This window comes from Pseudokineococcus basanitobsidens, from assembly GCF_037482545.1.
GTDB lineage: Bacteria > Actinomycetota > Actinomycetes > Actinomycetales > Quadrisphaeraceae > Pseudokineococcus > Pseudokineococcus basanitobsidens.
In genome coordinates this window covers 63,161-82,104 of the sequence record NZ_JBBIAA010000012.1, presented here as the reverse complement: position 1 = coordinate 82,104, position 18,944 = coordinate 63,161, and the positions used below count along the sequence as shown (strand labels likewise).

Annotated in this window: 16 protein-coding genes, 1 pseudogene and 1 riboswitch; of the genes and pseudogenes, 15 read left to right on the top strand and 2 right to left on the bottom strand. The window is 76.5% G+C overall.

What is annotated here, in order from left to right:
- The first annotated feature begins 229 nt into the window (after nucleotides 1–229).
- The 10 genes and pseudogenes from rpsO (at nucleotide 230) to WDZ17_RS11295 (ending at nucleotide 10,232) form a co-directional block, all read left to right on the top strand.
- Nucleotides 230–499 carry a 30S ribosomal protein S15 gene (gene rpsO / locus WDZ17_RS11340; protein WP_339575269.1) on the top strand — a complete coding sequence of 90 codons (270 nt, stop codon included), beginning with the start codon at nucleotides 230–232 and terminating at the stop codon, nucleotides 497–499.
- Between the two features lie 7 nt (nucleotides 500–506).
- Nucleotides 507–638, top strand: a pseudogene (locus WDZ17_RS11335) (30S ribosomal protein S15); the annotation flags it as partial.
- A gap of 368 nt (nucleotides 639–1,006) precedes the next feature.
- Nucleotides 1,007–3,268, top strand: a complete 2,262-nt coding sequence (locus WDZ17_RS11330) for a polyribonucleotide nucleotidyltransferase (protein ID WP_339575268.1) — start codon at nucleotides 1,007–1,009, stop codon at nucleotides 3,266–3,268.
- Between the two features lie 61 nt (nucleotides 3,269–3,329).
- Nucleotides 3,330–4,691, top strand: coding sequence for a M16 family metallopeptidase (locus tag WDZ17_RS11325; protein WP_339575267.1), 1,362 nt, complete (start codon nucleotides 3,330–3,332; stop codon nucleotides 4,689–4,691).
- A 355-nt stretch (nucleotides 4,692–5,046) separates the two neighbouring features.
- A riboswitch (FMN riboswitch) is annotated at nucleotides 5,047–5,196 on the top strand.
- A gap of 177 nt (nucleotides 5,197–5,373) precedes the next feature.
- Nucleotides 5,374–6,048 carry a riboflavin synthase gene (locus WDZ17_RS11320; RefSeq protein WP_339575266.1) on the top strand — a complete coding sequence of 225 codons (675 nt, stop codon included), beginning with the start codon at nucleotides 5,374–5,376 and terminating at the stop codon, nucleotides 6,046–6,048.
- On the top strand, nucleotides 6,045–7,385 hold the full coding sequence (ribB, locus tag WDZ17_RS11315; protein ID WP_339575265.1) for a 3,4-dihydroxy-2-butanone-4-phosphate synthase: 1,341 nt from the start codon (nucleotides 6,045–6,047) through the stop codon (nucleotides 7,383–7,385). The genes WDZ17_RS11320 and ribB overlap by 4 nt, the downstream gene beginning before the upstream one ends.
- On the top strand, nucleotides 7,382–7,921 hold the full coding sequence (gene ribH, locus WDZ17_RS11310; protein WP_339575264.1) for a 6,7-dimethyl-8-ribityllumazine synthase: 540 nt from the start codon (nucleotides 7,382–7,384) through the stop codon (nucleotides 7,919–7,921). The genes ribB and ribH overlap by 4 nt, the downstream gene beginning before the upstream one ends.
- Complete coding sequence (dapB, locus tag WDZ17_RS11305; RefSeq protein ID WP_339575263.1) at nucleotides 7,918–8,691, top strand: 4-hydroxy-tetrahydrodipicolinate reductase; 774 nt, start codon at nucleotides 7,918–7,920, stop codon at nucleotides 8,689–8,691. Before ribH ends, dapB begins: the two co-directional genes overlap by 4 nt.
- An 86-nt stretch (nucleotides 8,692–8,777) precedes the next feature.
- Nucleotides 8,778–9,197: a hypothetical protein gene (locus WDZ17_RS11300; protein WP_339575262.1), complete on the top strand. Its 420-nt coding sequence runs from the start codon at nucleotides 8,778–8,780 to the stop codon at nucleotides 9,195–9,197.
- 114 nt (nucleotides 9,198–9,311) lie between these two features.
- Nucleotides 9,312–10,232, top strand: a complete 921-nt coding sequence (locus WDZ17_RS11295; RefSeq protein WP_339575261.1) for a putative endonuclease domain-containing protein — start codon at nucleotides 9,312–9,314, stop codon at nucleotides 10,230–10,232.
- Between the two features lie 52 nt (nucleotides 10,233–10,284).
- Here WDZ17_RS11295 and WDZ17_RS11290 read toward each other — a convergent pair whose 3' ends face one another.
- On the bottom strand, nucleotides 10,285–11,514 hold the full coding sequence (locus tag WDZ17_RS11290; RefSeq protein WP_339575260.1) for a heparan-alpha-glucosaminide N-acetyltransferase domain-containing protein: 1,230 nt from the start codon (nucleotides 11,512–11,514) through the stop codon (nucleotides 10,285–10,287).
- A 211-nt stretch (nucleotides 11,515–11,725) separates the two neighbouring features.
- Between WDZ17_RS11290 and WDZ17_RS11285 the strand changes: the two genes are divergently transcribed.
- From WDZ17_RS11285 to WDZ17_RS11265, 5 genes are all read left to right on the top strand, one after another.
- Nucleotides 11,726–12,493, top strand: coding sequence for an HAD-IA family hydrolase (locus WDZ17_RS11285; protein ID WP_339575259.1), 768 nt, complete (start codon nucleotides 11,726–11,728; stop codon nucleotides 12,491–12,493).
- The gene (gene thyX, locus WDZ17_RS11280) at nucleotides 12,490–13,347 is read left to right on the top strand and encodes an FAD-dependent thymidylate synthase (RefSeq protein WP_339575258.1); all 858 of its coding nucleotides are present in this window, start codon (nucleotides 12,490–12,492) and stop codon (nucleotides 13,345–13,347) included. The genes WDZ17_RS11285 and thyX overlap by 4 nt, the downstream gene beginning before the upstream one ends.
- A gap of 174 nt (nucleotides 13,348–13,521) precedes the next feature.
- Nucleotides 13,522–14,847: a class II 3-deoxy-7-phosphoheptulonate synthase gene (locus WDZ17_RS11275; RefSeq protein ID WP_422631963.1), complete on the top strand. Its 1,326-nt coding sequence runs from the start codon at nucleotides 13,522–13,524 to the stop codon at nucleotides 14,845–14,847.
- Nucleotides 14,848–14,950: 103 nt separating this feature from the next.
- Entirely contained in the window at nucleotides 14,951–16,021 is a 1,071-nt protein-coding gene (locus WDZ17_RS11270) for a threonine aldolase family protein (protein WP_422631962.1), read from the top strand.
- A gap of 80 nt (nucleotides 16,022–16,101) precedes the next feature.
- The gene (locus tag WDZ17_RS11265) at nucleotides 16,102–16,734 is read left to right on the top strand and encodes a molybdopterin-dependent oxidoreductase (RefSeq protein ID WP_422631961.1); all 633 of its coding nucleotides are present in this window, start codon (nucleotides 16,102–16,104) and stop codon (nucleotides 16,732–16,734) included.
- A 56-nt stretch (nucleotides 16,735–16,790) separates the two neighbouring features.
- On the opposite strand, the gene pknB is transcribed toward WDZ17_RS11265, so the two are convergent.
- On the bottom strand, nucleotides 16,791–18,914 hold the full coding sequence (gene pknB, locus WDZ17_RS11260) for a Stk1 family PASTA domain-containing Ser/Thr kinase (RefSeq protein WP_339575254.1): 2,124 nt from the start codon (nucleotides 18,912–18,914) through the stop codon (nucleotides 16,791–16,793).
- Between the last annotated feature and the right edge of the window lie 30 nt (nucleotides 18,915–18,944).

Genomic DNA, 18,944 nt, shown 5'->3' with positions numbered 1-18,944 from the left:
CGCGGCCGCCGCTTGACATCCCCAGCCCCTGGGATGTCTGACCTGCCGGCTGCGCCGCAGCCGTGGGCGTGGACATGGGACGCCGCCACCCCGACGGGAGCCGGGCCGGCCGGTCGAGGAGGGGTGGGCCCGGCGCTGCTAACGTAAGAGAGCCGTCCGATCGGCCGCGGAGCCAGAGTGCCCGGGTGGACCAGCCCCGGAGCGCCGCGCAACGACCCCAAGGAGAGCAGTGCCCCTCGACGCCGCCACGAAGCAGAAGATCATGACCGAGTACGCGACGCACGAGGGCGACACCGGCTCGCCCGAGGTCCAGGTCGCCATGCTCAGCCGTCGCATCAGCGACCTGACCGAGCACCTGCGCGAGCACAAGCACGACCACCACAGCCGCCGCGGGCTGCTGCTGCTGGTCGGCCAGCGCCGCCGGCTCCTCAAGTACGTGGCCAAGACCGACGTCAACCGCTACCGCGAGCTGATCGGTCGCCTCGGCCTCCGACGCTGACCCCNACAAGCACGACCACCACAGCCGCCGCGGGCTGCTGCTGCTGGTCGGCCAGCGCCGCCGGCTCCTCAAGTACGTGGCCAAGACCGACGTCAACCGCTACCGCGAGCTGATCGGTCGCCTCGGCCTCCGACGCTGACCCCCCGACGCCGCCCCCTCGCCCGAGGGGGCGGCGTCGGTGCGTCCGGGGGCGGCGCCGTCAGGCCGCCGCCCGCGGGCGCCTCCCGCAGCCGCCCGTGGGACGTCGCCGTCCCGTGCGGAACACGCCGCCCCCCGTGGCTGCTGCACCACCAGAACCACCCCGCCCCCCCGCCCCGGCTCGCGCCGCACGGCGGGCGAAGGCGCCGACGAGCCGTCAGCCGGTCCTCGGTGGTGGCCCCCGGGCGGCGCGCGACCAGCGCGCCTCCCCGTGGGCCTCGATCGGGAACTGGCCGAGGACGGCCGTCGTCGCGGGGCGCGGCGGGCTCCCGACCGGGACCCCGCCCCCCGACGAACGGAGACCTCCTCGTGGAGACCCAGACCGACGAGCCCACTGCTGTCGAGACCGTCATCGACAACGGCGCGCACGGCTCGCGCACCATCCGCTTCGAGACCGGCCGCCTCGCCAAGCAGGCCGCCGGCTCGGTGGCCGCCTACCTCGACGGCGAGTCGATGCTCCTGTCGGCCACGACGGCCGGCAAGAACCCCAAGGACCACTTCGACTTCTTCCCGCTGACGGTGGACGTCGAGGAGCGCATGTACGCCGCCGGGCGCATCCCCGGCTCCTTCTTCCGTCGCGAGGGCCGACCGGGCACCGACGCGATCCTCACCTGCCGCCTCATCGACCGGCCCCTGCGCCCGTCCTTCGTCTCGGGGCTGCGCAACGAGGTCCAGGTCGTCATCACGGTGCTGGCCCTGCACCCGGACGACGCCTACGACGTCCTGGCCATCAACGCCGCGTCGCTGTCCACGCAGCTCTCGGGACTGCCGTTCTCAGGCCCGATCGGCGGCGTCCGCGTGGCGCTCGTCGACGGCCAGTGGGTGGCCTTCCCCAAGCACAGCCAGATGGAGCGCGCGGTCTTCGACATGGTCGTGGCCGGCCGCGTCGTCGGTTCCGGCGACGACGCCGACGTCGCGATCATGATGGTCGAGGCCGAGGCGACCGAGGGCTCCTGGACGCTGGTCTCCGAGGGCGCGCAGAAGCCGACCGAGGAGGTCGTGGCCGCCGGCCTCGACGCCGCCAAGCCGGTCATCGCCCAGCTCTGCGCCGCGCAGCAGCAGGTCGCCGACGCCGCCGCCAAGGAGGTGCGCGAGTACCCGCGCTTCCTGGACTACTCCGACGACGCGTACGCGGCGGTCGAGCAGGCCGGCTCCGAGCGCCTCGCGCAGGCCCTGACCATCGCGGGCAAGCAGGAGCGGGAGTCCGCGGTCGACGAGGTCAAGGACTTCGTGCGCGGAGAGCTCGCCGACTCCTTCGCGGGCCGCGAGAAGGAGGTCTCCGGGGCCTTCCGGTCGCTGACGAAGGCGCTCGTGCGCCAGCGGGTGCTGCGCGACGGCGTCCGCATCGACGGGCGCGGCCTCGCCGACATCCGCACGCTGGGCGCCGAGGTCGAGGTGCTGCCGCGCGTGCACGGCTCGGCGCTGTTCGAGCGCGGCGAGACGCAGATCCTCGGCGTCACCACGCTGAACATGCTGCGCATGGAGCAGCAGATCGACTCGCTCGGCCCGGTGACGCGCAAGCGCTACATGCACAACTACAACTTCCCGCCGTTCTCCACCGGGGAGACCGGGCGCGTGGGCTCGCCCAAGCGTCGCGAGATCGGCCACGGCGCGCTCGCCGAGCGGGCGCTCATGCCGGTGCTGCCGAGCCGTGAGGAGTTCCCCTACGCGATCCGCCAGGTCTCCGAGGCGCTGGGCTCCAACGGGTCCACCTCGATGGGCTCGGTCTGCGCCTCGACGCTGTCGCTGCTGAACGCCGGTGTGCCGCTGCGCGCGCCGGTCGCGGGCATCGCCATGGGCCTCATCACCGACACCGTGGACGGCGAGACGCGCTACGCGGCGCTCACCGACATCCTCGGTGCGGAGGACGCCTTCGGGGACATGGACTTCAAGGTCGCCGGCACCCGGGAGTTCGTCACCGCGATCCAGCTCGACACCAAGCTCGACGGCATCCCCGCCTCGGTGCTGGCGTCCGCGCTGACGCAGGCCCGGGACGCGCGGCTGCACATCCTCGACGTCATGGCCGAGGCCATCGACGCCCCCGACGAGATGAGCCCGCACGCGCCGCGCGTCATCACCGTCCAGGTCCCGGTCGACAAGATCGGCGAGGTCATCGGCCCGAAGGGCAAGATGATCAACCAGATCCAGGACGAGACCGGCGCGGACATCTCCATCGAGGACGACGGCACGGTCTACATCGGTGCGACGGACGGCCCGTCCGCCGAGGCGGCGCGGTCGATGGTCAACGCCATCGCCAACCCGCAGATGCCGGAGGTCGGCGAGCGCTTCGTCGGCACCGTCGTCAAGACGACGACGTTCGGCGCCTTCATCTCGCTGACGCCGGGCAAGGACGGGCTGCTGCACATCTCCCAGATCCGGAAGATGGTCGGCGGCAAGCGGATCGACTCGGTCGACGACGTCATGGGCGTCGGCAGCAAGGTCCAGGTCCAGATCGCCGAGATCGACTCGCGCGGCAAGCTGTCGCTGGAGCCGGTCCTCGCCGAGGGCGCCGACGGGTCCGACGACTCGGGCGACGCCCAGGGCCGGCAGGCGGAGGCCGCCAACATCTGATGGCGGCTCCCACCTCCCGCACGACCAGCACGACAGGAGCCCGAGGGGAGGCCGGGGCCTGATGGCCCCGGTCGACCTCGGCTCCCTCGAGGGCCCGCAGGGCTGGCTCGAGACCGACGCCGCCGGGCAGGCGGGTGCGCGCGTGCGCCGCACCGTCCTGCCCGGCGGCGTCCGGGTCCTCACCGAGGCGGTGCCGGGCATGCGCTCGGCCACCCTCGGCGCCTGGGTGGGCGTCGGCAGCCGGGACGAGGGCGACCACGAGCGCGGCGCGACGCACTTCCTCGAGCACCTGCTCTTCAAGGGCACGCGCCGGCGCTCGGCCATGGACATCGCGGCGGCGCTCGACGAGGTCGGCGGCGACGCCAACGCGGCGACGGGCAAGGAGTCGACCTCCTACTACGCCCGCGTCCTGGACGCCGACCTGCCCGTCGCCGTCGACGTCGTCGCGGACATGGTCACGTCCGCGACTCTGCGCGGCGAGGACGTCGACGCCGAGCGCTCGGTGATCCTCGAGGAGCTCGCGGCGGCGGAGGACGACGACGACGACGTCGCGCACGAGCGCTTCTCGACGCTGGTCCACGGCGACACGCCGCTCGGGCGACCCATCGGCGGCACGCCCGCGGACATCGAGGCGACCACCCGTGACGCCATCACGGCGCACTACGGCGAGCACTACGTGCCCGAGGGCCTCGTCGTGACCGCCGCCGGCGGGCTCGAGCACGACGCCGTCTGCGCGCTCGTGGAGCGCTCCCTGACGACCGCGGGCTGGCCCTCGGCCGGGGCGACGGAGCCGTTGCCGCGCCGGAGCACCACCGCGGGGGTGCCCGTGCCGAGCGCGACGCTGCCCGGCGGCGTCCTCACGGTGGAGCGGGACACCGAGCAGGCGCACGTGCTGCTCGGCGGGCCGGCGCTCACCGCCACCGACGAGCGTCGGTGGGCCCTCGGCGTCATGGTCGCCGTCCTGGGCGGCGGCATGAGCTCGCGGCTGTTCCAGGAGGTCCGGGAGAAGCGCGGCCTCGCCTACTCCACCTACGCCTTCGACACCGGCTACGCCGACGACGGCCTGTTCGGCGTCTACGCCGGCTGCACGCCGTCACGGGTCCCGCAGGTCGTGGAGCTCATGGCCCAGCAGTGGGCGCTGCTGGCGCGGGACGGCCTCGGGGACGACGAGCTGCGCCGCGGCCGAGGCCAGCTGTCCGGCGCGCTGGCCCTCGGCATGGAGGACTCCGGCGCCCGGATGACGCGCCTCGGGCGCGCCGAGCTCGTCCACGGCCGCTTCACCGGCCTGGACGAGGCGCTCGCGAGGATCGCCGCGGTGACGGCGGACGACGTCGTCGCCATGGCCCAGCACCTGCTCGACCAGCCGCGCTCCCTCGTCGTCGTCGGCCCCTTCGACGCCGACCCGGTGCCCGTCGCCCCCTGACGACGGCCCCGCCCCTTCCCTCCCTCCGCCCCTCCTCACACGTCGACGACTTCTCGCGGGCAGGAGGCGTCGTTCTTCGCACTTCGACGACTTCTCGCGAGTAGGAGGCGTCGTTCTTCGCACTTCGACGACTTCCCGCGGGTAGGAGGTGTCGTTCTTCGCACTTCGACGACTTCTCGCGGGTAGGAGGTGTCGTTCTTCGCACGTCGACGACTTCGTGCGGTTGGGGGGCGTCGTGCCTCGCACGTCGCCGACGTCGTGCGGTGCGCACGGCCACCCGGGTGGGCACGTCGACGGGGTCTCGTCCGGGGGTGGCACGATGGGGCCTGCTCGACGTGGCCATCGCCCGTCCAGCGCGTGCTCCCGGGGTCGGTGGGATTCCGAACCGGCGGTGACAGTCCGCGAACCGCGGCGACGCGCGCACCTGCCAGGTGCGCCGCGCGCCCCGGCCGACCCGGTGGAACTCCGGGACCGACGGTGACAGTCCGGAGGGGAGGCAGCACGCGGTGGTGCGGGGGCGTGCTCCGTCGTCGACCGCCGGGCGCCCGCCCGCCGCGGGCCGACGTCGTCGCCGTCCCCCGCCCGCCGACCGCCGCAGGCCGCGGCGGGCTGCCCCCGCACGTCCTCGTGGCACCGCGCCGGTGCGGCGTCCGGCCCGTCGGCCGAGGCGAGGAGGAGCCAGATGTTCACGGGGATCGTGGAGGAGCGCGGCGAGGTCGTCGCGCTCGAGGGGAGCGGTGAGGACGCGCGCCTGCACGTGCGCGGCCCGCTGGTCGTCGCGGACGCGCGCGAGGGGGACTCGATCGCCGTGGACGGCGTGTGCCTGACCGTCACCGGTGAGGTCGTCGACGGCGTCTTCGCCGTGGACGTCATGGGGGAGACGTTGCGCCGCACCGGTCTCGGGGCCCGTCGTCCCGGTGACCCGGTGAACCTGGAACGCGCGCTGCGCGCCGACGCGCGGCTCGGCGGGCACGTCGTCCAGGGCCACGTCGACGGCGTGGGGCACGTCGTGGCGCGCACGTCGTCGCAGCGCTGGGAGCGCGTCCGCTTCTCCGTGCCGGACGCCCTGGCCCGCTACGTCGCCGAGAAGGGCTCCATCACCGTCGACGGCGTGTCGCTCACCGTCACGGGCGTCGGCGACGACGGCCCCGACGGGCTCGACGTCGACGGTCGCACCCTCGACCTGTCGGCCGAGCGCTCCTGGCTGGAGGTCGGGCTCATCCCGACGACGCTGTCCGCGACCACCCTCGGCGAGCGCGCCGTCGGCGACGCCGTGAACCTCGAGGTCGACGTCCTCGCCAAGCACGTCGAGCGCCTGCTCGGCGCGGCCGGCGTCCTCCCGGGCTCCACCCGGTGAGCACCGCCCCTGACCGTCCGGGCATCCGCGTCGACCCGGTCGAGGAGGCCGTCGCCGCGCTCGCCGCGGGTCGGCACGTCGTCGTCCTCGACGGCCCGGACCGCGAGGACGAGGGCGACCTCGTGCTCGCCGCCGAGCTCGCGACGCCGGCCGCCGTCGCCCTCGTCGTCCGGCGGACGAGCGGGCTGCTGTGCGCCCCGCTCGCGCCGGAGGTCGCCGACCGCCTCGAGCTGCCCCTCATGGGGGCCGGGACCCGGCGCGCCGCCGGCGACGCCCAGGGCACGGCGTACACGGTGACCGTCGACGCCGTCGCGGGGACCACGACCGGCATCAGCGCCGCCGACCGGGCGCGGACCCTGCGGGTGCTCTCCGACCCCGCCGCGACCCCGGACGACCTGCGCCGACCCGGTCACGTCCTGCCGCTGCGGGCCCGCGCGGGCGGCGTCCGCGAGCGCCCCGGGCACACCGAGGCGGCCGTCGACCTCTGCCGCCTCGCCGGCCTCGCCCCCGCGGCGCTCATCGCCGAGCTCGTCGACGACGACGACCCCGACGGCGGCATGCTCCGCGGGCAGGGCTGCCGCGACTTCGCGGACGCCCACGGCCTCCCGCTCGTGACGATCGCGCAGCTCGCGGAGCACCTCGCCGCCGTCGGTGCCCCGCAGGCGGTCCCCACGGAGCGGGGCGCCGTCGTCGCCGGAGCGGTGGCGAGCCTGCCGACGGCGTCGGGGCGCTTCACGGCGCGCGTCTTCGTCGAGCCGGCGACCGGCCTCGAGCACCTCGCCCTCGTCCCGGAGGGCCCGGACGGCGAGGTGCGGGAGCTGCCCGCCGAGGACGTCCTCGTCCGGGTGCACTCCGAGTGCCTGACCGGTGACGCGCTCGGCTCGCGGCGCTGCGACTGCGGGCCGCAGCTGCGAGCGTCGCTCGCCGCCGTGGCCGCCGAGGGCGCCGGTGTGGTCGTCTACGTCCGCGGCCACGAGGGCCGCGGCATCGGGCTCGCCGCGAAGGTGGCGGCCTACGCCGAGCAGGACGCGGGCGCCGACACCGTGGAGGCCAACCTGCGCCTCGGGCTGCCGGTGGACGCACGCCGCTACGGCGCGCCCGCCGCGGTCCTGCGGGCCCTGGGCGTCCGCAGCGCACGGCTGCTCACCAACAACCCGGAGAAGGAGGAGGGCGTGGCCGAGCACGGCGTCGTCGTCAGCGGCAGGGTGCCCCTCGTGGTGCCCGCGGGCCCGGAGGCCCGCCGCTACCTGGAGGTCAAGCGCGACCGGATGGGGCACCTGCTGCCCCTCGGAGCCGGGAAGGGCACGGCGGAGGGCACGTCGGGGGACGCCGCGTGAGCGGCGAGGGCGCGCCCCGGGCCGGCGCGCTCGAGGGCGCCGCGCGCCTGCGCGTCGCCGTCGTCGCCGCGAGCTGGCACGTCGAGGTGATGGACGGGCTCGTCGAGGGCGCCCGGGCCGCGCTGGCCGACGCCGGCGTCCGCGACGTCACCGAGGTCCGCGTCCCCGGCACCGTCGAGCTCGGCGTCGCCGCGGCGCGCCTCGCGCCGCGCGTCGACGCCGTCGTGGCGCTCGGCGTCGTCGTCCGGGGCGGGACGCCGCACTTCGAGTACGTCTGCCAGTCGGCGACGCAGGCCCTGACCGAGGTCGCGGTGCGGACGGGCACGCCCGTCGGCTTCGGCGTCCTCACCGTCGACACGGTCGAGCAGGCGCTGGACCGCGCCGGCCTCCCCGGCAGCCGCGAGGACAAGGGCCGCGAGGCCGTCGAGGCGGCGCTCGCCACCGCGCTCGTGCTCGACGACGTCGCGCCGTCCTCGGGCGCGGGGGCCGCGCACCGCAGCACCCCGTCGGCCACCGTCGCCGGGGCGCACGCGTGAGCGGCGGCGCCGAGCCCGGGCGGGCGCCCCTGCGCGTCGCCGTCGTTGGCGCGGGAGGGCGGATGGGGACGGCGGCGTGCCGCGCGGTCGAGGCCGCGGACGACCTCGAGCTCGTCGCCCGCGTGCACCGCGACGACCCGGTGGACGCCGTCGCGGGCGCGGACGTCGCCGTCGTGCTGTCGGTGCCGGACGCCGCCCCGGCGCAGGTGGACTGGTGCGTGCGCCACGGGGTGCACGCCGTCGTCGGGACGACGGGCTGGACCGACGAACGGCTCGACGTCGTGCGCGAGGCCCTGGGGGCGCAGCCGCGGGTGGGCGTGCTCGTCGCGCCGAACTTCGCCGTGGGCGCCGTCCTGGCGATGCGGTTCGCCGCCCAGGCGGCGCGGTTCTACGAGTCCGTCGAGGTCGTCGAGCTGCACCACCCCGACAAGGTCGACGCGCCGTCGGGGACGGCCGTGCGCACGGCGCGCGGGATCGCCGAGGCGCGCCGGGCCGCCGGTCTGGGTGCGGCGCCGGACGCGACGTCCACCGGTCTCGACGGCGCACGGGGCGCCGACGTCGACGGCGTCCGGGTGCACAGCGTCCGGCTGCGCGGGCTCGTCGCGCACGAGGAGGTCCTGCTCGGCGGGCCGGGGGAGCAGCTCACCATCCGGCACGACTCCTTCGACCGGGAGTCCTTCATGCCCGGCGTCCTGCTCGCCGTGCGGCGCGTCGCCGAGCGCCCGGGCCTGCTCGTGGGCCTGGAGCACCTGCTGGACCTGGACGGCTGATGGCGCCGTCAGGTGACGGAGCGGGTGAGGACGGTCGCGCGCCCGAGCGCGGGGCGCGTCGCCGCGGGAGCGGGCGGACGAGGGCCGTGCTCGCCGTGCTGCTGCTGCTCTCGGCGCTCTACCTCGGACTTCTCGTCCAGCAGGGCGTCCGCCTGCTCGCCACCGGTGAGGTCGTCGGCGTCCTGCTCGGCGTCGCCGTCCTCCTCGTCCCGCTGCTCGTCGGCTGGGCCGTCGTGCGGGAGATCCTCTTCGGCGCCGCGACGCAGCGCCTGGCCGACGAGCTCGCCGCGAGCGGCGGCCTGCCCGTCGACGACCTGCAGCGGCACCCGTCCGGCCGGGTGGTCCGCGAGGACGCCGAGCGCCTGTTCACCCGCTACCGGGCCGAGGTCGAGCAGGACGACGGCGACTGGGCCCGATGGTTCCGGCTCTCCCTCGCCTACGACGCCGCCGGCGACCGCCGCCGCGCCCGCGCCGCCGCGCGCCACGCGATCTCCCTGCACCCCTGACGTACGAGCCGGCGACCTGTTCGCAGGAGATGACCGTCTGCGGTCACCTCCTGCGAACAGGTCGTCGTCCACAGGGCTCCGGCGCTCCTCGGACGTCCGCGCCACCCTCGACCCGTGCGGCGGACGGAGATTTCGACGGAGCTGGCGTGCCTCGCGGAGGACCAGGCCGGCGTGGTCTCCCGTGCGCAGCTGAGGGCCGCGGGGCTCGGGCCCGACGTCGTCCGGCGCCGTGTCGGGTCCGGGCGGTGGCGGACGGTGGGGCCGACTGCGGTGGTGCTCCACGGCGGTCCCGTGGACGCGGCGGCACGACGGTGGGTCGCCCTCGTGGACGGAGGCCCGGCGGCTGCCCTCGCCGCGTGGTCGGCACTCGCCGTGCAGGGGCTCGAGGGCTGGGAGCGCCCCCGCGTCCACGTCGTCCTCCCGGCCGGCCGCAGTCGTCCCTCCCCGGACGGCGTCGTCCACCACGTCTCACGGCGGTGCCGGGAGGAGGACGTCGTCCTGCGGTCGTCGATGCGGGTCCACCGCGTGGAGCGAGCGGCCGTCGACGCCGCGAGCTGGACGACCGCGCCACGGGCGGCCGGGGGTCTGCTGGCGGCGGTCGTGCAGCAGCGGCTCAGCACGCCGGCGCGTCTGCAGACCGCGCTCGACGGGGCCGGAGCGGTCCGGCACCGCCGCGAGCTGGCCTCCGTGCTGGCGGAGCTGGCCGGCGGGTCGCAGGCGATGTCCGAGGTCGACCTCGTGCGTCTCTGCCGCCGGAACGGTCTTCCCGTGCCGGTGCGGCAGGCGGTCCGGGAGGACGGGACGGGGAGGCGGCGGTACCTGGACGCCGAGTGGGCCCTGGAGGGCGGGCGCCGGCTCGTGCTGGAGGTGGACGGCACCGGGCACCTCGACCCCTCCCGCTGGTACGACGACCTGCTGCGGGCCGCCGAGACCGGCGACCGGGGCGACCTCCTCCTCCGCATCCCGGCCCGCGCCCTGCGCCTCGATGAGGCGAGGGTGGTGGCGGTGCTGCGCCGTCACCTGAGCACGAGGTGAAGACCTGTTCGCAGGAGACGACCGTCTGCGGTCACCTCCTGCGAACAGCTTCTCAGCGGTCGGGGCCGCGGGCGGCGCGGGAGGCCGCGGCGGCGAGGCCCTCGAGCGGGCCGCGGCGGCCGGTGAGCTGCCAGAGGCCGCCGACGAGGAGCAGTCCGACGACCTGCACCGTGTAGAGCACGGAGGGGTCCGGGCCGGGGGAGGCGGTGGCCACCTCGTAGCCGACGAGGACGCCCAGGGACAGGACGTGGAGGGAGTACAGCGTCAGCGTCATCGAGCCCATGGCCGCGAACGGCCACACCACCGGGCGGGCGACACGGGCCAGCAGCAGGACGGCGCCGAGCACGGCGAGGGCGCTGCCCGCGACGCCGACCATGTCCGGCGGGGTCCCCGAGTGCGGGGCGTCGACCACCAGCCACCACCACGACGTCGTGGGGGTCGTGCCGTAGAAGCCGGTCTGCAGCGCGGTCCCGAGCGTCTCCGCGGGGGTGGGGAAGCCGGCGGGGACCTCGAGCGAGGGAGCGGCGAGGGGCAGCAGCGCCGCGGAGGACGCCCAGGCGACGAGCGCCGCCGCGAGACCACCCAGCGCGACCACGACGACGGTGCCCGCGCGCCGCAGGTCGAGGCGGCCGACGCCGAGGCCGAGCACGAGGAAGCCTGCCCACGAGAGCACCGGGTAGTACCCCGTGAGCAGGAGGTGGCCGACGAGCTCGACGGGGTCCGCGAGGGACAGCGGCGTGGGGCTGCTGCCGGGCCGCAGCGAGAGCAGGCCCGCCCCCTGCAGGGCGCCCCGCAGCGGGTGCAGCAGCACCGGCACGACGACGAGCCAGGCGGCGCCCAGCGGCACGAGCCGGCGAGGCCCCCAGCCGAGGAAGGGCAGGGCCACGAGGAACAGCAGCCCGTAGTTGACGAGGATGACGGCGACCGGGGCCCCGAAGGAGCCCACGAGGAGCCCGACGGCCGCGACGACGCCCGCCCGGGCGGCCACGCCGCGGCGGGCCCGCGCGAGGCCGCGGCCGACGGGCGGCCGGGTGCCCCCGCCCGCCAGCGCGAGCGAGACCCCGGCGAGGACGGCGAAGAGCGCCGACGCGCGACCGGCGGCCAGCACCGCCGTGAGGCTCGCGCCCGTCTCGAAGCCGTCCGCGTCGTAGGTCTCGAGCGGCAGGACGTGCGTGGCGACCATCCCGAGCAGCGCGACCCCCCGCGCGGCGTCCACCCCCACCAGTCGCGACGGCGCGCGCAGCCGGGCGCCACGGGCGGGCGGGGCGGAGGGGGCGCTCACGCGCGCGATGCTCGCACGGGGCCCAGGCACAGGGCCCAGGCACGCGGCCCGGGTACGGGGCCCAGGCACAGGGCCCGGGCACGGGGCCTGGGCACGGGGCCGTGCCCGCCGCGGGGCGGCCTCGCGGCCCGGCGGAGGCCGTCGCCCGCGCCGGGCCGCGGGTCTGGCAGGGCGGGGAGCGCGTCACCGCGCGCCCGTAGGGTGCGGGGCCATGCCCCCCCGCGCCACGACGCAGCAGCCGGCCCCGGCCGGAGCCCCCGACGGCACGGCTCCGGAGCCCGTCGAGGCGGCGGCGCCCCCGGACGAGGTCTCGCCGTCGGCGGGCGAGCTGCTGCACCCCGGCCGCGTCCCCTTCGCCGCCGTCCTGTTCGACATGGACGGCACGCTCGTCGACTCGACGCCGTCGGTGGAGCGCTGCTGGGCCCGGTGGGCGCAGGAGATGGGCATCGACGCGGAGCAGCTCCTCGGGTGGCACGGGGTGCCCGCTCGGGCCATCGCGCAGGCGCTCCTGCCGGCCGACCGCGTCGAGGAGGGCGTGGCCCGCATCACCGAGCTGGAGACGCAGGACACCGAGGGCATCCGCGCCCTGCCCGGCGCCCTGGCCGCGCTGGCCGCCCTCCCGGCGGCGCGCGCGGCCATCGCGACGTCGTGCACCCGCCCGCTGGCCCTCGCCCGCCTGGGGGCCGCCGGCGTCGAGGCGCCCGCCGTCCTCGTCACGGCCGACGACGTCGTCCGCGGCAAGCCGGACCCCGAGCCCTTCCTCCTCGCGGCGCAGCGGCTCGGCGTCGACCCGGCGCGCTGCCTCGTCGTCGAGGACGCGCCCGCCGGCGTCGCGGCCGCCCGTGCGGCCGGCTGCGCGACGCTCGGCGTGACGACGACGACCGCCGCGGACGGGCTCGCGGCCGACGTCGTCGTCCGTGACCTGGGCCGGGTCCGCGTCCTCGTGGCCGAGGACGGCGTCCGCGTGGTGGGCGCGTGAGCGCCGGGAGCGGCGGCCCGGAGCAGGAGGTCGCCCGCCAGGAGGCGGTCCAGGGGGCGACTCCTGGGGGCACCGCCGAGCCGGGCCCGCCGGGCAGCGGTGCGGGCGGCGACGCCGCGCCCGAGCCCGTCTTCCGCAGCGACGTCGTCGTCGAGCTCGTCCGCGCGAGCGCCAGCGACGCCGACGTCCTGTTCGCGGCGCGGGTGTCCACGAAGGGCGAGGCCAGCCGCGACGACGTCGGCGCCGACCTCACCGCCGACGGCGACGCCCAGCGGCGCAGCGCCGGGCTCGTGAACTACCTCATGCGCGACCGGCACGGCAGCCCCTTCGAGCACACGTCGATGACCTTCTACGTGCAGGCGCCGATCTTCGTCTTCCGCGAGTTCATGCGGCACCGGATCGCCTCCTACAACGAGGAGAGCGGGCGCTACCGCGAGCTGCGGCCGGTCTTCTACGTCCCGGGCCGCGACCGGCGGCTCGTGCAGGAGGGCAAGCCCGGCGCCTACCGCTTCACGGCGGGCACGCCCGACCAGCACGCCCTCGTCGAGAGCGAGGTCCGTGCGGCCAGCACCCGGGCGTACGAGGCCTACCGCGCGATGCTCGACGCCGGCGTCGCCCGCGAGGTCGCTCGTGTCGTCCTGCCCGTGACGACGTACTCCTCGATGTACGTGACGATGAACGCGCGGGCGCTGATGAACTTCCTGTCCCTGCGCACGCAGCGGGAGGGCTCGACCTTCCCCTCCTTCCCCCAGCGCGAGATCGAGATGTGCGCCGAGGTGATGGAGGAGGTCTGGCGCGGGCTCATGCCCGTCACGTACGCCGCCTTCGAGCGCAACGGACGGGTGGCCCCCTGAGCGGGGCGTCGGCGTGACCCGGCGCGCGTCCGGCGCGGGGACCACCGGTCGGACGGGCGGACGGGGCCGTCGGACGCGGCGCCTACCCTGGCGGCCGTGAGCACCGCGCCCGCACCGCCCGCCGACCTCCTCGACGACGACCTCGGCGGGGGCTCCGCCCCCGCGCCGGCGAGCGTGGGCGGCCTCGACGCCCACCGCGACCTGCCACGCGTGCAGCAGCCGGCGTGGCCGGACGCCGAGGCGCTGGAGCGTGCGACCGCGGAGCTCTCCGCGCTGCCGCCGCTCGTCTTCGCGGGCGAGGTCGACCGGCTCCGCAGCCGTCTCGCCGAGGCGGCGCAGGGCCGTGCGTTCGTCCTGCAGGGCGGGGACTGCGCCGAGACCTTCGCCGACGCGACGGCCGACGCCATCCGCCGGCGTGTGAAGACGGTCCTGCAGATGGCCGTCGTGCTCACCTACGGGGCGAGCCTGCCCGTCGTGAAGATGGGCCGGATGGCGGGGCAGTTCGCCAAGCCGCGCAGCAGCGACGCCGAGACCCGCGACGGCGTCACGCTCCCCGCCTACCGCGGGGACGCCGTCAACGGCTTCGCCTTCACCCCGGAGGCGCGCACCCCCGACCCGCAGCGGCTCGTGAAGGCGTACCACACGGCCGCGAGCACGCTGAACCTCATCCGCGCCTTCACCTCCGGCGGCTTCGCCGACCTGCGGCAGGTGCACGAGTGGAACCGCGGGTTCGTCGCCAACAGCGCGACGACGGCGTACGCCGACCTCGCCGGCGAGATCGACCGGGCCATGGCGTTCATGGCCGCGTGCGGCGCCGACTTCGACGCCCTGCGCAGCACGGAGATGTTCGCCAGCCACGAGGCGCTGCTGCTGGACTACGAGCGCGCCCTGACCCGCATCGACTCGCGCACCCGGCTGCCCTACGACGTGTCGGCGCACTTCCTGTGGATCGGCGAGCGCACCCGGGACGTGGACGGCGCGCACGTCGACCTCCTCTCGCGCGTGCGCAACCCCCTGGGCGTCAAGCTCGGGCCGACGACGACGCCGGAGCAGGCCCTCGCGCTCGCCGACCGGCTCGACCCCGAGCGCGAGCCGGGCCGTCTGACCTTCGTCACGCGGATGGGGGCGGGGCGCATCCGGGACGTGCTCCCCGAGCTCGTGCGCGCGGTCGACGACGCCGGCCGCACGCCGCTGTGGGTCTGCGACCCCATGCACGGCAACACCTTCACCTCGTCCTCCGGGTACAAGACCCGGCGCTTCGACGAGGTCGTCGACGAGGTCCGCGGCTTCTTCGAGGTGCACCGTGCCGCCGGCACCGTCCCCGGCGGCCTGCACATCGAGCTGACGGGCGACGACGTCACCGAGGTGCTCGGCGGGTCGCTGGACATCGACGACGCCGCCCTCGCCTCCCGCTACGAGACCCTCTGCGACCCCCGGCTCAACCACCAGCAGTCCCTCGAGCTGGCCTTCCTCGCGGCGGACATGCTCCGTGGTCGTTGAGGCGCCGGTGACGACCCGTCGAGGTGCCGGTACCGCGTCGTCGCCCGCCTCCGCCCCGTCCTCCTCGGGCACCGCCCCCGCGGCGGGGCGCCGGGGGGTCGACCTGCGCTCGGACACCGTGTCCCGACCGACGGCGGCCATGCGGGCGGCCATGGCGGCGGCGGAGGTCGGCGACGACGTCTACGGCGAGGACCCGACGACGACGGCGCTCGAGGAGCGGGTGGCGGCGCTGCTCGGCCACGAGGCCGCCGTCTTCGCCCCCAGCGGCTCGATGACCAACGTCCTCGGCGTCCGGACGCTCGTCGAGCCGGGGCAGGAGCTGATCTGCGACAGCCTCGCCCACGTCGTGCGCGCGGAGCTCGGCGCGCACGCCGCCCTCGGGGGGGTCACGACCCGCACGTGGCCGTCCGTGCCGCGGCCCGGAGCACCCGCCGGGCTGGTCGACCCGGACGTCGTCGAGGCCATGCTCACGCCGGACGCGGGGCCCTACCTCGTCTCCACGGCTGCGGTCGCCGTCGAGAACACCCACAACTTCGGCGGGGGCACCATCACGCCGCTCGCCGCCCTGGCGGACCTGCGCGAGCGCACGCGCGCCGCCGGCGTCGCCGTGCACCTCGACGGCGCCCGGCTCTGGAACGCCGCCGTCGCCGACGGCGTCGACCTCGCGGACTACGGCGCCTGCGCCGACACCGTCTCGGTGTGCCTGTCCAAGGGCCTCGGCGCGCCGGTGGGCTCGCTGCTCGCGGGCAGCGCCGAGCGCGTCGCCCGCGCGCGGACGCTGCGCAAGCGGCTCGGCGGCGGGATGCGGCAGACCGGCGTGCTGGCGGCGGCGGGCCTCCACGCCCTCGACCACCACGTCGACCGTCTCGCCGACGACCACCGCCGCGCCGCCGCGCTGGCGCGGACCTGCGCCGACGCCCGGCCGGGCTGCGTCGACCCGGCGGCCGTCCGCAGCAACATCGTCGTGCTCGACGTGCCCGACGCCGCCGGCGTCGCGGCGCGGGCCGCGGGCCGCGGCGTGCGGGTCTCCTCGCTCGGGCCCCGGATCCTACGGCTGGTCACCCACCTCGACGTGGACGACGACGACGCGGCCCGGGCCGGGGAGGTCCTCGCCGAGCTGCTCGCCGGCCTCCCGGACGAGCCCGACGGGCCGGGGAGGCGTCAGCAGCCGTGAGGCACGGGGGAGGGGGCTCCTCGCACGAGGACCACCGCGGCCCGGACCACGACGCGGACCCGCCGGGCGCGGGGCGCGGCGTGGACGCGGGCGCCGCGGCGCCGCTGGGGGCCTTCACGCCCCCGCGGACGCTCCCCCCCGGTCAGCGGCAGCTGCCCGACCTGCCGGTCATGCACTACGGGAGGGTGCCCCGGTTCCGTCCGGAGCGGTGGACCCTCGTCGTCGAGGGCGCGACCCGCGACGGCGGCCGGCACGTCCTGGACCACGAGGCCTTCAGCGCCCTGCCGAGGAGGCGCGTGCGGGCCGACCTGCACTGCGCCGCGCGGTGGAGCGTGCTCGACAACGAGTGGGAGGGCGTCCCCACCCGGGACCTCGTCGACCGGCACCCGCCGGCCGACGACGTCACCGCGGTCCTCGTCTACGCCGAGTACGGCTACTCCGCCACCGTCCGGCTCGAGGACCTCACCTCGCCGCGGACCCTCCTGGCGACGCACCGCGGGGGAGAGCCGCTCACGCCCGAGCACGGCTACCCCGTGCGACTCGTCCTGCCGCACCTCTACTCGTGGAAGGGCCCGAAGTGGTTCCGCGGGTGGGAGTACCTCACGGAGGTGAAGCGGGGCTTCTGGGAGGACCGCGGCTACCACGCGGTGGGCGACTGCTGGCGCCAGGAGCGGTACGCCTACCAGGAGGACGAGGAGCCCGGCCTGGGCTGACCCCGGCCCGGGCTGACGGGGCCGCCCGGGGGCGCGGTGGCCACCCCGGCTGTCCTCTAGACGACCGTGAGCGTGATCGTCGTGCCGGGCTCCGCCTCCGTGCCACCGGTGACGCTCTGCTCGCGCACCGTGCCGAAGAAGCCGCCGAGGACGCTCTCCTCCTCGACGGCGAAGCCCGCGCCCTCCAGCTGCGCGCGGGCGTCGTCCAGCTGGAGCCCGACGACGTCCGGCACCGTCACGAGGTCGGGACCGAGCGAGACGACGAGCCGGACGTCGTCCCCGGCGAAGAGCGTCCCGTCCTCGGGGCTCTGCGCGACGACGTCGCCCTCCTGGACGTCGTCGCTGTTCTCCTCGGTGACGACCGCGTCCAGCCCGGCCCCCTGCACCGCGGCGACGGCCTCCCCGCGGGAGCGCCCGACGACGTCGGGGACGTCGACCGGCTCCCGCCCGAGGGAGACGACGACGTCGACGGCCTCGCCGCGGCGCAGCTCGTCGCCGCTCGTCGGGTCCTGGCTGACGACGGAGCCCTCGGGCACCTGCTCGTCGTAGGCGGGCTCGGCCTCCTCGAGCGTGAGGCCGACCTGCTCGACGGCGTCGCGCGCCGCGGACAGGCCCGAGCCCACGACGTCCGGGACCAGGGAGAACTCCGAGCCGCGGGAGACAAAGACCTGCACCACCTCGTCGCGGCCCGCGTCGGCGCCCTCGGCCGGGTTCGTGCCGATGACCGTGCCCGACGGCGCCTCCTCGTCGAAGCGCTCGGAGACCTCCGAGCTCAGCCCCGCGTCACCCAGCGCCTGCTGGGCCGCGGCCCGGTCGAGCCCGGAGGTGGGGGGCACGGGGACGTCGGACCCGGGCCCGAGCAGCGCCCACCAGGCGGCGCCGGCGGCGAGCAGGACGACGGCGACGCCGACGACCGCGGCGGCCGCGCGCCGGCCCCGGCGGCGCGGGCGCGGTGCGGCGACCGCGCCGCCCGACGTCCCGCGGCGGTCGTGCCGGCCCTGACGCTCCTGCCGGCCCTGACGCTCCTGCCGGCCCTGACGCTCCTGCCGGCCCTGACGCTCCTGCCTGCGGGGCCGGGGCAGGGCGGCGGTGGCCGTGGGCGGGCCCGACGCGTCCTCGACCGCGCCGGCCTCGCCGACGGGCAGGGCGGCGACGTGCTCGTGGCGCACGGGCAGGGCGGTGGTCGAGCTCGACGCCCGGGTCGTCCCCCGGTCCGGTCCTCCCCGTGCGTCGCCGGCTCCTGCCCCCCGTGCGGGGGCGCGACCGGTCCGCCGGGGGGCCGCGTCCTGCACCGCGTCGGGCAGGTCCCGCCGCAGGGCGCGCACCTCGTGGACGAGCTCGCGCGCGTCGGTGGGGCGCTCGTCGGGGTCGCGCGCGGTCATCCACAGGACGAGGTCGTCGAGCTCGGGCGGCACGGTCGCCACGAGCTCGCTCGGCGCGGGGACGTCGCGCGTCACGTGCTGGTGCGCCACGTGGATGGGGACGTCGCCGGTGAACGGCTGCGAGCCCGTCAGCATCTCGAAGAGCGTGATGCCGGCCGCGTAGACGTCGCTGCGCGCGTCGGCGCTCCCGTGCTCGACGAGCTCGGGGGAGAGGTAGGCGACGGTCCCCATGAGCACGCCGCTCGTGTGCGCCGACGTGTGCGAGCTCGCGGCGCGCGCCAGGCCGAAGTCGGCGACCTTGACGCGCCCGTCGTCGGTCAGCAGCACGTTCTCGGGCTTGACGTCGCGGTGGACGACGCCGGCGCGGTGCGCCGCGGCGAGGGCGTCGAGCACGGGCTCCAGGACGGCGAGCGTCGTCCCCACCGGCAGGGCCCCCTCCTCGGCGAGGAGGTCGCGCAGCGTGGAGCCGGGGACGTGCTCCAGGACGAGGTAGACGACCCCCGCCCCCACCCCGTGCCGGGCGTCGTCGTCGCGGCCCTGGTCGTAGACGGCGACGACGCCGGGGTGCGCGACCCGGGCCGCGGCCACGGCCTCGCGGTGGAAGCGGGCCACGAACTCCGGGTCCTGCGCGAGGTGCGCGTGCATCACCTTGAGCGCGACGTCCCGGTCCAGGCGGGTGTCCGTGGCCAGGTACACCGTCGCCATCCCGCCCCGGGCGATGCGTCGGGAGACGCGGTAGCGGCCGTCGACGACCGCGCCCACGAGCGGGTCGCCGCCCGCGGTCGCCCCGGCTGCCATGGCGCGGAGTCTAGGGATCGGCGTCCCGCC

Coding starts and splice junctions, on each gene's coding strand:
- pknB (WP_339575254.1), bottom strand. CDS start 18,914: ATGGCAGCCGGGGCGACCGCGGGCGGCGACCCGCTCGTGGGCGCGGTC.
- WDZ17_RS11325 (WP_339575267.1), top strand. CDS start 3,330: ATGGCCCCGGTCGACCTCGGCTCCCTCGAGGGCCCGCAGGGCTGGCTC.
- WDZ17_RS11320 (WP_339575266.1), top strand. CDS start 5,374: ATGTTCACGGGGATCGTGGAGGAGCGCGGCGAGGTCGTCGCGCTCGAG.
- WDZ17_RS11285 (WP_339575259.1), top strand. CDS start 11,726: ATGCCCCCCCGCGCCACGACGCAGCAGCCGGCCCCGGCCGGAGCCCCC.